Origin of the sequence: Streptomyces sp. NPDC051173 (assembly GCF_040689515.1) — a bacterium.
In the GTDB taxonomy this organism is placed as follows: domain Bacteria; phylum Actinomycetota; class Actinomycetes; order Streptomycetales; family Streptomycetaceae; genus Streptomyces.
This window is the reverse complement of the sequence record NZ_JBFBBD010000050.1, coordinates 19235-33539: the sequence shown is the minus strand read 5'-3', so window position 1 is coordinate 33539 and position 14305 is coordinate 19235. Positions and strand designations below refer to the sequence as shown.

The 14305-nt window shown below is 71.7% G+C and carries 10 protein-coding genes; 7 read left to right on the top strand and 3 right to left on the bottom strand.

Going from position 1 to position 14305, the window contains the following annotated elements; translation table 11 throughout:
- Nucleotides 1–2283: an FdhF/YdeP family oxidoreductase gene (locus AB0435_RS23595; RefSeq protein ID WP_366427890.1), complete on the bottom strand. Its 2283-nt coding sequence runs from the start codon at nucleotides 2281–2283 to the stop codon at nucleotides 1–3.
- Between the two features lie 262 nt (nucleotides 2284–2545).
- On the opposite strand from AB0435_RS23595, the gene polA reads away from it, so the two are divergent.
- From polA to AB0435_RS23575, 4 genes are all read left to right on the top strand, one after another.
- Nucleotides 2546–5281, top strand: a complete 2736-nt coding sequence (gene polA, locus AB0435_RS23590) for a DNA polymerase I (protein WP_366007109.1) — start codon at nucleotides 2546–2548, stop codon at nucleotides 5279–5281.
- 245 nt (nucleotides 5282–5526) lie between these two features.
- Nucleotides 5527–5661, top strand: coding sequence for an SPW_0924 family protein (locus AB0435_RS23585; protein WP_366007110.1), 135 nt, complete (start codon nucleotides 5527–5529; stop codon nucleotides 5659–5661).
- Nucleotides 5662–5674: 13 nt separating this feature from the next.
- Nucleotides 5675–6715 (top strand): DUF3068 domain-containing protein, encoded by a 1041-nt coding sequence (locus AB0435_RS23580; RefSeq protein WP_366007111.1) that lies wholly within the window; start codon nucleotides 5675–5677, stop codon nucleotides 6713–6715.
- Between the two features lie 16 nt (nucleotides 6716–6731).
- Nucleotides 6732–6923, top strand: coding sequence for a hypothetical protein (locus AB0435_RS23575; protein ID WP_366007112.1), 192 nt, complete (start codon nucleotides 6732–6734; stop codon nucleotides 6921–6923).
- Nucleotides 6924–7000: 77 nt separating this feature from the next.
- On the opposite strand, the gene hrpB is transcribed toward AB0435_RS23575, so the two are convergent.
- Nucleotides 7001–9535, bottom strand: coding sequence for an ATP-dependent helicase HrpB (gene hrpB, locus AB0435_RS23570; protein WP_366427889.1), 2535 nt, complete (start codon nucleotides 9533–9535; stop codon nucleotides 7001–7003).
- A gap of 232 nt (nucleotides 9536–9767) precedes the next feature.
- Nucleotides 9768–10571 carry a methyltransferase domain-containing protein gene (locus tag AB0435_RS23565; RefSeq protein ID WP_366008290.1) on the bottom strand — a complete coding sequence of 268 codons (804 nt, stop codon included), beginning with the start codon at nucleotides 10569–10571 and terminating at the stop codon, nucleotides 9768–9770.
- A gap of 438 nt (nucleotides 10572–11009) precedes the next feature.
- Here AB0435_RS23565 and rpsA point away from each other — a divergent pair, with 438 nt between their 5' ends.
- The 3 genes from rpsA (at nucleotide 11010) to coaE (ending at nucleotide 14275) form a co-directional block, all read left to right on the top strand.
- Nucleotides 11010–12518 carry a 30S ribosomal protein S1 gene (rpsA, locus tag AB0435_RS23560; RefSeq protein WP_366008289.1) on the top strand — a complete coding sequence of 503 codons (1509 nt, stop codon included), beginning with the start codon at nucleotides 11010–11012 and terminating at the stop codon, nucleotides 12516–12518.
- A gap of 187 nt (nucleotides 12519–12705) precedes the next feature.
- On the top strand, nucleotides 12706–13650 hold the full coding sequence (locus AB0435_RS23555) for a PAC2 family protein (RefSeq protein ID WP_116211169.1): 945 nt from the start codon (nucleotides 12706–12708) through the stop codon (nucleotides 13648–13650).
- 25 nt (nucleotides 13651–13675) lie between these two features.
- A complete protein-coding gene (gene coaE, locus AB0435_RS23550; protein WP_366427888.1) occupies nucleotides 13676–14275 on the top strand; it encodes a dephospho-CoA kinase in 600 nt (199 codons plus the stop codon).
- The last annotated feature ends 30 nt before the right edge of the window (nucleotides 14276–14305 follow it).

Below are 14305 nucleotides of genomic sequence, written 5' to 3'. Positions count from 1 at the left end.
TCAGGCCGGACGGGCTGGTTCCACCCTGATGACCAGGGACTTGCTGGCGGGGGTGTTGCTGGTGTCGGCGGTGTGGTCGAGGGGGACGAGGACGTTGGTCTCGGGGTAGTAGGCGGCGGCGCAGCCGCGGGCGGTGGGGTAGTGGACGACGCGGAAGCCGGGTGCGCGGCGTTCGGTGCCGTCGGTCCATTCGCTGACGAGGTCGGCGTAGGTGCCGTCGGCGAGGTCGAGTTCGGCTGCGTCGTCGGGGTTGACGAGGACGACGCGGCGGCCGTTCTTGATGCCGCGGTAGCGGTCGTCGAGGCCGTAGATGGTGGTGTTGTACTGGTCGTGGGAGCGCAGGGTCTGCAGGAGCAGGCGGCCTTGGGGTGCGCGGGGGTATTCGATGTCGGCGGCGGTGAAGTTGGCCTTGCCGGTGGTGGTGGGGAAGCGGCGTTCGTCGCGGGGTGCGTGGGGCAGGGTGAAGCCGCCGGGGCGGGCGACGCGGGTGTTGAAGTCCTCGAAGCCGGGGATGACGCGGGCGATGCGGTCGCGGATGGCGCCGTAGTCCTTTTCGAAGTCCTCCCAGGGGGTGGTGCTCCGGGGGCCGAGGGCGCGGCGGGCGAGGCGGCAGACGATGGCGGTCTCGGAGAGCAGCTGGGGGCTCGCGGGGCGGAGGCGGCCGCGGGAGGCGTGGACCATGCCCATGGAGTCCTCGACGGTGACGAACTGGTCGCCGCCGGCCTGGTGGTCGCGTTCGGTGCGGCCGAGGGTGGGGAGGATGAGGGCGCGGGCGCCGGTGACCACGTGGGAGCGGTTGAGCTTGGTGGAGACGTGGACGGTGAGGCGGGCGCGGCGTACGGCGGCTTCTGTGACGTCGGTGTCGGGGGTGGCGGAGACGAAGTTGCCGCCCATGGCGAGGAAGACCTTGGCCTGGCCGTCGCGGAGGGCGCGGATGGCGCGGACGACGTCGAGGCCGTGTTCGCGGGGCGGGGTGAAGTCGAATTCCTTCTGGAGGGCGTCGAGGAAGGCGGGGGCGGGGCGTTCGAAGATGCCCATGGTGCGGTCGCCCTGGACGTTGCTGTGGCCGCGGACGGGGCAGACGCCGGCGCCGGTGCGGCCGATGTTGCCGCGGAGCAGGAGGAAGTTGACGACTTCGCGGATGGTGGGGACGGCGTGCTTGTGCTGGGTGAGGCCCATGGCCCAGCAGACGATGGTGCGGCGGGAGGCGAGGATCATCTCGAGGGCGCGCTCGATCTCCTCGCGGCGCAGGCCGGTGGCGCGCAGTGTCTCGTCCCAGTCGGCGGAGCGTGCCGTCTGTGCGAATTCCTCGAAGCCGTGGGTGTGTTCGGCGATGAAGTCGGTGTCGAGGGCGCCTTCGGTTTCGAGGATCAGGCGGTTGAGGGTGCGGAAGAGTGCCTGGTCGCCGCCGAGGCGGATCTGGAGGAAGAGGTCGGTGAGGGGGGTGCCGACGCCGCTGAGGCCGCGGGCGTTCTGGGGGTTCTTGAAGCGTTCCATGCCCGCTTCGGGGAGCGGGTTGACCGTGATGATCTTCGCGCCGCCGGACTTGGCCTTTTCGAGGGCGCTGAGCATGCGGGGGTGGTTGGTGCCGGGGTTCTGTCCGGCGACGATGATCAGGTCGGCCTGGTGGAGGTCTTCGAGGAGGACGCTGCCCTTGCCGATGCCGATGGTCTCCGAGAGTGCGGAGCCGGAGGACTCGTGGCACATGTTGGAGCAGTCGGGGAGGTTGTTGGTGCCGAATTCGCGGGCGAAGAGCTGGTAGAGGAAGGCTGCTTCGTTGCTGGTGCGGCCGGAGGTGTAGAAGACGGCTTCGTCGGGGGAGGTGAGGGCGTCGAGTTCTTCGCCGATGATGTCGAAGGCGCGGTCCCAGCTGACCGGTTCGTAGTGGTCGGCGCCTTCGGCGAGGTGCATGGGCTGGGTGAGGCGGCCCTGCTGGCCGAGCCAGTAGCCGCTGCGGCCGGCGAGGTCGCTGACGGGGTGGGTGGCGAAGAAGTCGGGGGTGACGCGGCGGAGGGTGGCTTCCTCGGCGACGGCCTTGGCGCCGTTCTCGCAGAATTCGGCGGCGTGCCGCTTCTCGCCTTCGGGCCAGGCGCAGCCGGGGCAGTCGAAGCCGTCCTTCTGGTTGACCTTGAGCAGGGTGAGGGCGGTGCGTTTGACGCCCATCTGCTGGTGGGCCATGCGCAGGGAGTGGGCGACGGCGGGGAGGCCGGCGGCGGCGTGCTGCGGGGCGGTAACGCTGGGAGCGTCCTGGATGGGGTCATCTGTGGGCGAATTGCCTGCCATCGGTTTCCTCCTGTGGTAGCTTCCGCTCGTCCCGCAAGGGATCGGTTCGGGCTGGACCGCAACCCAATGGGTTGGAAGTCCACCGCGTTGGCGGTGGACGGAGTCACTTCGCTCCCCCTTGAGCCTGGAGCGGATGATCCAGCGTATGGATCTGATCGTGCCATGAGGCACCCGGAGCGTCACCGGACCGGGGCCGACCCTGACGGGTCGGTCGCGGTCCGGTGGCGCTCCACTGTCAGTGAGCCGTGGCAGGATCGAGGGCGTGGCAGCAAACGCATCGCAGACGAACGAACTGACCGGCACCGAGGCAGCGGGGGGAGACCGGCCCCGCCTGCTCCTGATGGACGGGCATTCCATGGCGTATCGCGCGTTCTTCGCGCTGCCCGCGGAGAACTTCACGACGGTCGCCGGGCAGCCGACGAACGCGGTGTACGGCTTCGCGTCGATGCTGGCGAACACCCTGCGTGATGAGCGGCCCACGCACTTCGCGGTGGCGTTCGACGTGTCGCGCAAGACGTGGCGTTCGGCGGAGTTCCCGGAGTACAAGGCGACGCGTTCGAAGACGCCGGACGAGTTCAAGGGGCAGGTCGAGCTGATCGGCGAGCTGCTGGACGCGATGCGGGTGCCGCGGTTCGCGGTGGACGGCTTCGAGGCCGACGACGTGATCGCGACGCTGGCGACGCAGGCGGAGGCGGAGGGTTTCCACGTCTCGATCGTCACGGGTGACCGTGACTCGTTCCAGCTGGTGTCCGACGACGTCACGGTGCTGTATCCGACGAAGGGCGTGTCGGAGCTGACGCGCTTCACCCCGGAGAAGGTGCAGGAGAAGTACGGCCTGAGCCCGTCGCAGTATCCGGACTTCGCGGCGCTGCGCGGTGACCCGTCGGACAATCTGCCGGGCATCCCGGGTGTGGGTGAGAAGACGGCCACGAAGTGGATCACCCAGTTCGGTTCGTTCGCGGAGCTGGTGGAGCGGGTCGAGGAGGTCAAGGGCAAGGCCGGGCAGAATCTCCGCGATCACCTGGAGTCGGTCAAGCTCAACCGCCGGCTCACCGAGATGGTGCGGGACGTGGCCCTGCCGACGGGTCCGGACGGGCTGGTGCGTGAGGCGTACGACCGCACGGCGCTGATCGCGTTCCTGGAGGGTCTGGAGATCCGTAACCAGGGTCTGCGGGACCGGCTGCTGGCGGCCGACCCGGGTGCGGAGGCCGAGGAGGAGGCGCCTCCGGCCGCGGGTGCCGAGGTCGAGGGTGTGGTGCTGGCTGCGGGCGGGCTCGCTCCGTGGCTGGCCGAGCACGGTTCCGGGCCGCTGGGCCTGGAGATGGTCGACTCCTGGTCGCAGGGCAGTGGCCGGGTGGCCGAGATCGCTCTGGCGTCGGGTGAGGGTCCGGCGGTCTGGTTCGATCCGGCGGAGCTGGACGAGGCGGACGAGCGGGCGTTCGCGGCGTGGAGCGCGGATGCGGCGCGGCCGAAGGTGATGCACGACGCGAAGGCCGCGATGCGTGTCTTCGCCGAGCACGGCTGGTCGGTCGCCGGGGTCGCGATGGACACCGCGCTGGCCGCTTATCTGGTCAAGCCCGGCCGCCGTTCGTTCGCCCTGGACGCGCTGTCGGTGGAGTATCTGGGCCGTGAGCTGGCGACGGCCGCCGCGGGTGACGGGCAGCTGGCGTTCGGTGCGGACGAGCAGGCCGAGGCGGATGCCCTGATGGGCCGGGCGCGTACGGTCCTGGATCTGGGTGCCGCCTTCACGGGCCGGCTGAAGGACGTGGGCGCGGCGGAGCTGCTCACCGATGTGGAGCTGCCGACGAGCGCGCTGCTGGCGCGTCTGGAGCGGGCGGGCATCGCGGCGGACCGCGGCTGGCTGGAGCGGATGGAGCAGCAGTTCGCGGCGGCGGTGCAGCAGGCGGTCACGGAGGCGCACGCCGCGGCGGGCCACGAGTTCAACCTGGGCTCGCCCAAGCAGCTCCAGGAGGTCCTCTTCGGCGAGCTGGGTCTGCCGCGGACGAAGAAGACCAAGACGGGTTACACCACGGACGCCGACGCCCTGGCCTGGCTCGCGGCGCAGACGGAGAACGAGCTTCCGGTGATCATGCTGCGGCACCGTGAGCAGTCCAAGCTGCGTTCCACGGTGGAGGGGCTGATCAAGGCGATCGCTCCCGACGGGCGGATCCACACCACGTTCAACCAGACGGTGGCCGCCACCGGCCGGCTGTCGTCCACGGACCCGAATCTGCAGAACATCCCGGTGCGTACGGACGAGGGCCGTGCCATCCGGCGGGGCTTCGTGGTCGGTGGGGGCTTCGAGACCCTGATGACCGCGGACTACAGTCAGATCGAGCTGCGGGTGATGGCCCACCTCTCCGAGGACGAGGGCCTGATCGAGGCGTTCGCGTCGGGTGAGGATCTGCACACCACGGTCGCTTCCCAGGTCTTCGGCGTGGCCAAGGCCGACGTCGACCCGGAGATGCGCCGGAAGATCAAGGCGATGTCGTACGGCCTGGCGTACGGCCTGTCGGCGTTCGGCCTGTCGCAGCAGCTCAACATCGCCCCGGACGAGGCGCGCCGGCTGATGGACACCTTCTTCGAGCGGTTCGGAGGGGTGCGTGACTATCTGCAGCGGGTGGTCGAGGAGGCGCGGGCGACGGGCTACACCGAGACGATGCTCGGCCGCCGCCGCTATCTGCCGGACCTCAACAGCGACAACCGCCAGCGCCGTGAGATGGCGGAGCGGATGGCGCTGAACGCGCCGATCCAGGGCACGGCCGCCGACATCGTGAAGATCGCGATGCTCCGGGTGGGGCAGGCCCTGGAGGCCGGGGAGCTCACGTCCCGGATGCTGCTCCAGGTGCACGACGAAATCGTGCTGGAGATCGCCCCGGGCGAGCGCGAGGCGGTGGAGGAGCTGGTGCGCCGCGAGATGGCCGGGGCGGTGGAACTGCGCGCGCCGCTGGACGTGTCGGTCGGTGTGGGCGGGGACTGGGAGTCGGCGGCGCACTAGCCCTTGCCGGGCGGGTCTTGGTGGTCGGCTGCGGGCGGTTTCGTCCGCACCACCGCTGCGCGGCGGTGTCCTCAAGCGCCGGACGGGCTGGATGTGGCTGATATGGGGTCGTATCCAGCCCGTGTCGGGCGACGGTCGACTTTTCCGGCGTTGCCTGACAGCTCCAACTCCCTTGGTTTATGCGGCCCGTGTTGCTACCGTGCCCCACTCCTGACGGTCCATCAGCTATCTTGGGAGGCGGACGTATGCGCGCACTGGCCGCCGTGGCCATCGGAGTGGCCGCCGCCCTCGCCCTCGTCTTCACGGTGACCGCGATCGGGCCGCCGGGCGGGCGGACGTCGCCGAAGCCGCTCCTCACCACCGTCCCCGCACGCCCCTGAGCGCGGGCCCGCCGTGCGCCGCCGAGCCGGCCTCGTCCTCCTCGCCCTCGCGGTCTTCTTCGCCACTCTGTCGCCGCTGCTGCGCTGGTATGCCTTCCCGCGGCTGGCCAAGGTCCCCGCGGGCCGCTACCAGACCGTCGTCCTGGAGGCGAAGGACGCGACCCTCATCGACTACAGCACCCTGGAGCCGAAGAAGGTCTCCCGGATCACCATGACCGAGACCCTCAAGGGCGATGTGGAGCAGGCCCGCAAGGTCAAGGACGAGACCGGCCGGGACGTCGTCGTCTGGGACACCCTCACCTATGTCGCCGGGCCGGACGGCGCGATGGTCTCGAAGATCCCCGAGCGCTACGTCTTCGACGCGCACAGCCAGGAGCCCGTCCACGCGGGCGGCGAGAGCGTCGACGGCACACCGGTGCGCCGCGACGGCATCGAGTTCAAGTGGCCCTTCCTCGTGCGGAAGCGCGACTACCAGTACTTCGACATGCAGACCCGCACCTCCGCGCCCATCCACTACGGGGGGACCCGGCGCTTCCACGGCCTGAGCGTCTACTACTTCGAGCAGACGATCCCCTGGACCCGCGTCCCCGTGCCGCGGGCGCTGCCCCTGGGTCTCACCCCCGACGCCGTCCGGCAGATCGGCCTGGAGCGCTGGTACACCACCAAGCGGATGTTCTGGGTCGACCCCACGACCGGCGCGCCCGTCAACGGCGAGGAGGTCCACCAGGAGGAGATGCGCTGGACCGGGCACCCCGAGAAGAAGCCGATCACCGCTTTCTCCGGGGACGTGAGGATGCGCCCGGACTACGTCGACGCGACGGTCGCCCTCGTCACCTCGCAGCGCCGCCTGGTGCTGCTGCTCACCAGTTGGCTCCCCTGGGGGTTCCTCGGCCTGGGCGGGGCGCTGCTGGGGCTCGCGCTGCTGCTGGAGGCCCGTTCGCGCCCGACGCCGTCCGTCGCGGATACCACGGCGGGAGATCGGCGTGCACTTGTTCCGGAAATGTCACACGATGGGGGGAAACCCAAACAGCTGCCCTCCACGGAGGGCAGCTGAACAGAGGAGGTCCACCGTGAAGGAGAGCTCCGAGGACGCGTCCACCACGTCCCGGCCTGTGCGGCTGTACACCGGCGGTGAGCGGCCGTTCGACCCCGAGGACATGGTCATGGCGTCGGGCCGGGACGTGACGCCCGAGCGGGTGGAGGCCGCGAGGCGGCTGATGGAGGAGAAGGGGGCGGCCGCGGTCGAGCGGTACCTCCCCTGAAGAGATCACAACGGACCAGCGCCGCTCCCGAGGTACGGCGGGAGCGGCGCTTTCCGGTGCGGGAGGCTCCCGGAGCGTCAGCGGCGGGCGTTCGTCCTGCGCGTCGCGACCGCCGTCGCCGGGTCCTCCGGCCAGGGGTGGCGGGGGTAGCGGCCGCGCAGCTCCGCCCGTACGGAGCGGTAGCCGTCCTTCCAGAACGAGGCCAGGTCGGCAGTGACCGCCGCGGGCCGGCCCGCCGGTGACAGCAGGTGCACGAGCACGGGCACCCGGCCGCCCGCCACCCGCGGTGTCTCCTGCCGGCCGAAGAGCTCCTGGAGCTTGACCGCGAGCACCGGCTGCTCGCCGCCGTAGTCCACCCGGATCCGGGACCCGCTCGGCACCTCGATGCGCTCCGGGGCCAGCTCGTCCAGGCGCGCCGCGTCGCCGGACGCCCACGGGAGCAGCCGCTCCAGCGCCTTGCCCGCGTCCAGCCGCTCCAGGTCGGCGCGCCTGCGGGCCCGGTCGAGGTCCCAGCCGAGCCAGTCGTCCGGGTGCTCCAGCAGCGCCTCGTCGGACACGTCAGGCCAGGGCGCGCCCAGCTCGCGGTGGAGGAACGCCAGCCGCTGCCGGAGGCCGGTGGCCTCGGGCGTCCAGCGCAGCAGCCCCAGACCCTCGCGCCGCAGCCCTTCGCGCAGGGCCAGGCGTACGAGCGCGGGGTCCGGGGACGGCAGCGCGCGGCTGGTCAGTTCCACGGCGCCCAGGCGCTCGACGGACCGGGCCACCACGTCCCGCCGCTCCTCGGACCAGCCGACCTCCTCACCCTTGCGGAAGAGCGCTCCCGCGGCCTCCCGGGCGGTGTCCTCGTCGATCAGCGCGCCCAGGGTCACCCGCGCCGACGCGGCCGTCACGGGCCGGTCGGCCACGGCGATCGCCAGCCACTGCCCGCTGCGCAACCGCGACCCCGCGCCCAGCTCGGCGCCCGTACCGGACACCATGAGGTACGCGCCCTCGCCCCGGGCCCGCGCCACCCGCTCGGGGAACGCGAGCGCGGCGACGAGCCCGGCGACGGCGTCGTCGCTCACCGGGCCACCGCTCTCCGGGCCCGGCCCGGCCGGTGATCCGCCCCGTGCCGCCTGCTCCAGGCGGCGGGCCTCCGCGCGCCAGCGGGCCGCGTAGGCGTCGCCGCCGCGCCGGGCGGCGCGCCAGGCGGCCGCGAGGTCGTCGCCGTACTCGCGCGGGGGCTCCTCGCTGAGCAGGGCCACCACCTCGGCCGCCCGGCGCGTGCCCACCTCGCGCGCGCCGTCCAGCAGGGCGCGCGCCAGCCGGGGGTGGAGGCCCAGGCGGGCCATGCGGCGGCCGCGGTCCGTGGGCCTGCCGTCGGCGGTGACCGCTCCGGTGGCGGTCAGCACCTCGCGCGCCGCGGCCATCGCCCCGCCCGGCGGCGGGTCGAGGAGCGCGAGGCTGGACGCGTCGGGATCGCCCCAGCACGCCACCTGGAGGGCGAACGCCGTGAGGTCCGCGACCGTGATCTCCGCCGCCGGGAACCGCGGCAGGCGCGCGTCGTCGGCCTCCGTCCAGCAGCGGTACACCGCGCCCGGCGCCTCGCGGCCGGCCCGTCCCGCGCGCTGCCGGGCGGCGGCCCGGGAGGCCCGTACGGTCGTGAGCGCGCTCAGCCCCCGGGCGTGGTCGACGCGAGGCTCGCGCGCGAGGCCCGCGTCCACCACGACGCGTACGCCCGGGACGGTCAGGCTCGATTCGGCCACGGAGGTCGCCAGGACCACCCGGCGGGTCCCCGAGCCGCCCGCCAGCACCGCGTCCTGCACGTCGGCCGGGGCCCGCCCGTGCACCTGGAGGACCTCGGCGCCCAGCGCCCCGGCACCGCCGAGCCGCCCCGCCACCCGCGCGATCTCGCCGACACCGGGCAGGAAGCACAGCACGTCGCCCTGCCGCTCCCGCAGCGCCCGCCGCACCACGTCCGCTACGTGCTCCAGCAGCGCGGGGTCCACCCGCATCCCGTGCGGCGGCCGTACGGGGCGCTCCGGCGGGGACCACACCACCTCCACCGGGTGCGCGATCCCCTGGGCTTCGACCACGGGGGCGCCGCCCAGCAGCCGGGCCCAGCCCTCGGCGTCGGTGGTCGCGGAGGCCGCGACGAGCCGCAGCTCGGGCCGGAGGGTGTCCCGTACGTCCAGGAGGAACGCGGCGGCCGTGTCGGCGTCCAGGTGCCGCTCGTGGCACTCGTCGAGGATCACGGTGTCGACGCCCGCGAGTTCGGGGTCGCGCTGGAGGCGTTGCAGCAGGACGCCGGTGGTGACGACCTCGACCACGGTCCGCGGCCCGGCCCGCCGCTCGCCGCGCACGGTGAAGCCGATCCGGTCGCCGACGGCCTCGCCCAGCAGCCAGGCCATACGGCGGGCGGCGGCCCGCGCCGCGATCCGCCGGGGCTCGGCGACGACGACGCGCCGCCGCTGGCCCTCACCCAGCAGACCGGCGAGGGCCAGCGGGACGAGAGTCGTCTTGCCCGTGCCGGGGGGTGCGCAGAGGACGGCGACTCCGCGGTCGTCGAGGGCGCGCGTGAGGGTGGGGAGGGCGGTGCGGACGGGGAGTTGGCGGAGGGCGTCGGTGCGGATCACAGGGCCCAGTCTCGCTCAGGTCCGGGGGCGGGATCTTTTCCGGGGCATGAGCCCCGGATCCCCGGCTGCGGTCGGTTGTCGCCTGCGGCGCTTTGTTCCCCTACCCGCCCCTTCCCGGCTGCATCTGATGTGCGGCTCCGCCGCGTGGCGGGGCAAGCCCCCAGGCCCCCTGTCCTCAATCGCCGGACGGGCTGAAATCAGCCCGTCCGGCGATTGAGGACGCGCCCGCAGGTCAGTCCCGCTCGCAGACGAAGATCGCCGTGCCCGGGATCAGATGGCCGCGCAGAGGGGACCAACCGCCCCATTCCTGCGTGTTCCACGCGGGCCATTCAGGCTCCACGAGGTCGACCAGGCGGAAGCCGCCGGCGACCACGTCGCGTACGCGGTCGCCGATCGTGCGGTGGTGTTCGACGTAGACGGCCCGGCCGGTTTCGTCCTGCTCCACATAAGGGGTGCGGTCGAAGTAGGAGGCGGAGACCGAGAGGCCCTCGGGGCCGGGCTCGTCCGGGAAGGCCCAGCGCAGGGGGTGGGTGACGGAGAAGACCCAGCGCCCGCCGGGCCGCAGCACCCTGCGTACCTCGCGCATCACCCGCACCGGGTCGGCGACGAAGGGCACCGCACCGTACGCCGAGCACGCCAGGTCGAAGGAGCCGTCCGCGAAGGGCAGGGCGCCCGCGTCGGCCTCGACCAGCGGCACGCCGCCGCCGATCCGCAGGGCGTGCTGGAGCTGCCGGTGCGAGAGGTCGAGGGCCACCGGCCGCGCGCCCTGGGCCGCCAGCCAGCGCGAGCACTGGGCCGCGCCGGCGCCGATCTCCAGGATGTCGAGGCCCTTGAGCCCGGCGGCCGGCCCCAGCAGGGCCGCGTCGGCCTCGTCGAGCCCTTCCGGCCCCCAGACGAAACGGTCGTCGCCGAGGAAGGCGCCGTGCTCGTTCTGGTACTCGTCGGCGTTGCGGTCCCACCAGCCACGGCTGGCCCGGCTGCTCTCGGTCTCGCCGGTGGCCCGCCGGGTCGCTTCCGGCTCGTACTCATGGATCATTTCGACCGTCGTGCCCTCGGCTGTAGTGGTTCGGCAGGGTTTGTCGTATCTTCTATGCGCCTGCTCGGCGCCTGAGCGTAAAGCTACGGGGTGCGTCAGGTCCCTCGTGGCCTCGCGAAACATAAGTTGTGCCCGATATGGGCATTTCATCCCGGGTGTGCGTCTTCGCGCATTGACCGTGCCCCGCTGCCCCCGTATGCTACAAGTTGCGCTGCGGGCCTGCGCTCCTCAGACATAGCAGGTCGCGCTCGCACTTGTTGTATGTCCCCTCGGTTGTCGAGGCGCTTTCGGTTTTCTTCGAGAGCTTCGGGAGATCTTCGGATCTCCGGAGGTCCTCGGACGGTGCGCCTCCAAGGCTGTCCGGCTTCGGCGGTGCGATACGGGTTCTCGGCGTAGCAGTACCTACGACTCACTGTCCGTACCGGAGCCTTTACCCACATGACGAGCAGCACCGAGACCACCGCCACCACCCCGCAGGTTGCGGTCAACGACATCGGTAACGAGGAAGCCTTCCTCGCCGCGATCGACGAGACGATCAAGTACTTCAACGACGGCGACATCGTCGACGGCGTCATCGTGAAGGTCGACCGGGACGAGGTCCTGCTCGACATCGGTTACAAGACCGAGGGTGTCATCCCCTCCCGCGAGCTCTCGATCAAGCACGACGTCGACCCGAACGAGGTCGTCAAGGTCGGCGACGAGATCGAGGCCCTGGTTCTCCAGAAGGAGGACAAGGAAGGCCGCCTCATCCTGTCCAAGAAGCGCGCTCAGTACGAGCGTGCCTGGGGCACGATCGAGAAGATCAAGGAAGAGGACGGGATCGTCACCGGTACCGTCATCGAGGTCGTCAAGGGTGGTCTCATCCTCGACATCGGCCTCCGTGGCTTCCTGCCGGCCTCCCTCGTCGAGATGCGTCGCGTCCGCGACCTCCAGCCCTACGTGGGCAAGGAGCTCGAGGCCAAGATCATCGAGCTGGACAAGAACCGCAACAACGTGGTCCTGTCCCGCCGTGCCTGGCTGGAGCAGACCCAGAGCGAGGTCCGCCAGACCTTCCTCACCACCCTCCAGAAGGGTCAGGTGCGCTCCGGCGTCGTCTCCTCCATCGTCAACTTCGGTGCCTTCGTGGACCTGGGCGGCGTCGACGGTCTCGTCCACGTCTCCGAGCTGTCCTGGAAGCACATCGACCACCCGTCCGAGGTTGTCGAGGTCGGCCAGGAAGTCACCGTCGAGGTCCTCGACGTCGACATGGACCGCGAGCGCGTCTCCCTGTCCCTCAAGGCGACGCAGGAAGACCCGTGGCAGCAGTTCGCCCGGACCCACCAGATCGGTCAGGTCGTCCCGGGTAAGGTCACCAAGCTCGTTCCGTTCGGTGCGTTCGTCCGCGTCGACGAGGGCATCGAGGGCCTGGTCCACATCTCCGAGCTGGCCGAGCGCCACGTGGAGATCCCGGAGCAGGTCGTCCAGGTCAACGACGAGATCTTCGTCAAGGTCATCGACATCGACCTCGAGCGCCGTCGCATCAGCCTCTCGCTGAAGCAGGCCAACGAGTCCTTCGGTGCCGACCCGTCCGTGGTCGAGTTCGACCCGACCCTGTACGGCATGGCCGCGTCCTACGACGACCAGGGCAACTACATCTACCCCGAGGGCTTCGACCCCGAGGCCAACGACTGGCTCGAGGGCTACGAGAAGCAGCGCGAGGAGTGGGAGCGCCAGTACGCCGAGGCGCAGCAGCGCTTCGAGCAGCACCAGGCGCAGGTCATCAAGTCCCGCGAGGCCGACGAGCAGGCCGCTGCTGAGGGTGCTGCCGCTCCGGCCGCCGCCTCCACCGGTGGCAGCAACGTCTCCGGCGGTTCGTACTCCTCGGAGTCGGCCGACAACTCCGGCGCCCTGGCGTCGGACGAGGCGCTCGCCGCGCTCCGCGAGAAGCTGGCCGGCGGCCAGAGCTGAGGCTCCGACCGACAGCTGACAGCTGACAGCTGACTGAGCAAGGCCCGTTCCCCTCGGGGAGCGGGCCTTCCTCATGCCCTCCCGGCGCCGCGGAGTGTGTCCGCACTGTGTCGGGATCCGGCCGCCGGGAATGGTCCGGGCCTCCACGGGCGTTCCCCCGTACGGAACATGAGGAGGAGCGGTCACTGTGTTGGATCCGCAGGGTTTGTACGAATGGGAGCCCAAGGGGCTCGCCGTAGCCGACCTGGCCTTGGCCCAGGACACGGCCGGCCTGGTCATGCTCTACCACTTCGACGGTTACATCGACGCGGGGGAGACCGGCGAACTGATCGTCGACCGGCTGCTGGACGGCCTGCCGCACCAGGTCGTCGCGCGCTTCGACCACGACCGGCTCGTCGACTACCGCGCCCGCCGCCCCCTGCTCACCTTCCAGCGCGACCGCTGGAGCGCCTACGAGGCGCCGAAGATCGAGCTGCACCTGGTGCAGGACGCCACCGGGGCGCCCTTCCTGCTGCTCGCGGGCCCCGAGCCGGACGTGGAGTGGGAGCGTTTCGCCGCCGCCGTGCGGCAGTTGGTGGAGCGGCTCGGCGTGCGACTGTCCGTCAACTTCCACGGCATCCCCATGGGCGTGCCGCACACCCGGCCGGTCGGCATCACCCCGCACGGCAACCGCACGGACCTGATGCGCGGCCACCGCAGCTATTTCGACCAGGCCCAGGTGCCCGGCAGCGCCGAGTCGCTCGTCGAGTTCCGGCTCGCGGAGGCGGGCCACGACGTCCTCGGTGTCGCGGCGCACGTCCCGCACTACGTCGCCCGCTCGCCGTACCCCGACGCCGCTCTGACCGCCCTTGAGGCGGTCACCGCCGCCACGGGCCTGGTGCTGCCGAACGCCGCGCACGCGCTGCGCACCGAGGCGCTGCGGACGCAGGAGGAGATCGAGCGTCAGATCGGCGAGGGCGACGAGGAACTGGTCGCGCTGGTCCGGGGCCTTGAGCACCAGTACGACGCGGTGGCGGGCTCCGAGACGCGCGGCAATCTCGTCGCCGAGCCCGTCGAGCTGCCGTCGGCGGACGAACTGGGCGCCGAGTTCGAGCGTTTCCTCGCCGACCGGGAGGGCGACGGCGGTCACTGAACCGCCGCCCGCTACCGTTACGCCCATGCTGAAGGTCGGTCTTACGGGTGGAATCGGCGCGGGCAAGAGCGAGGTGTCACGGCTGCTCGCCTCGTACGGGGCGGTGGTCGTGGACTCCGACCGGATCGCGCGTGAGGTGGTCGAGCCGGGCACGCCGGGGCTCGCGGCCGTCGTCGCCGAGTTCGGGCCGGAGGTCCTGACCCCCGAGGGCGCGCTCGACCGCCCCGGGCTGGGCGCGGTCGTCTTCGCCGACCCCGGCAGGCTGGCCGCGCTGAACGCCATCGTCCACCCCCTCGTCCGGGCGCGCTCCGCCGAGCTGGAAGCGGCGGCCGCGCCGGACGCGGTGGTCGTCCACGACGTGCCCCTCCTCGCCGAGAACGGCCTGGCGCCGCTGTACGACCTGGTCGTCGTCATCGACGCCGGCACGGAGACCCGCCTCGACCGCCTCGTACGGCTGCGCGGCATGACCCCGGACGAGGCGCGCTCCCGGATGGCGGCCCAGGCCACGCGCGAACAGCGCCTGGCCGTGGCCGACTTCGTCATCGACAACGACGGCCCGCTGGAAGCGCTCGCTCCGCAGGTGGAGAAGGTCTGGGCGCGGCTGCGGGAGCGGTCCGCGGGGTAGGGCAGACGCCGGGGAGGTGGTCAACTCCCC

Excerpts from the sequence above, each read along its gene's own strand:
- AB0435_RS23595 (WP_366427890.1), bottom strand. The coding sequence starts at position 2,283 with ATGGCAGGCAATTCGCCCACAGATGACCCCATCCAGGACGCTCCCAGC.
- AB0435_RS23585 (WP_366007110.1), top strand. The coding sequence starts at position 5,527 with ATGCGCGCACTGGCCGCCGTGGCCATCGGAGTGGCCGCCGCCCTCGCC.
- AB0435_RS23565 (WP_366008290.1), bottom strand. The coding sequence starts at position 10,571 with ATGATCCATGAGTACGAGCCGGAAGCGACCCGGCGGGCCACCGGCGAG.
- rpsA (WP_366008289.1), top strand. The coding sequence starts at position 11,010 with ATGACGAGCAGCACCGAGACCACCGCCACCACCCCGCAGGTTGCGGTC.
- coaE (WP_366427888.1), top strand. The coding sequence starts at position 13,676 with ATGCTGAAGGTCGGTCTTACGGGTGGAATCGGCGCGGGCAAGAGCGAG.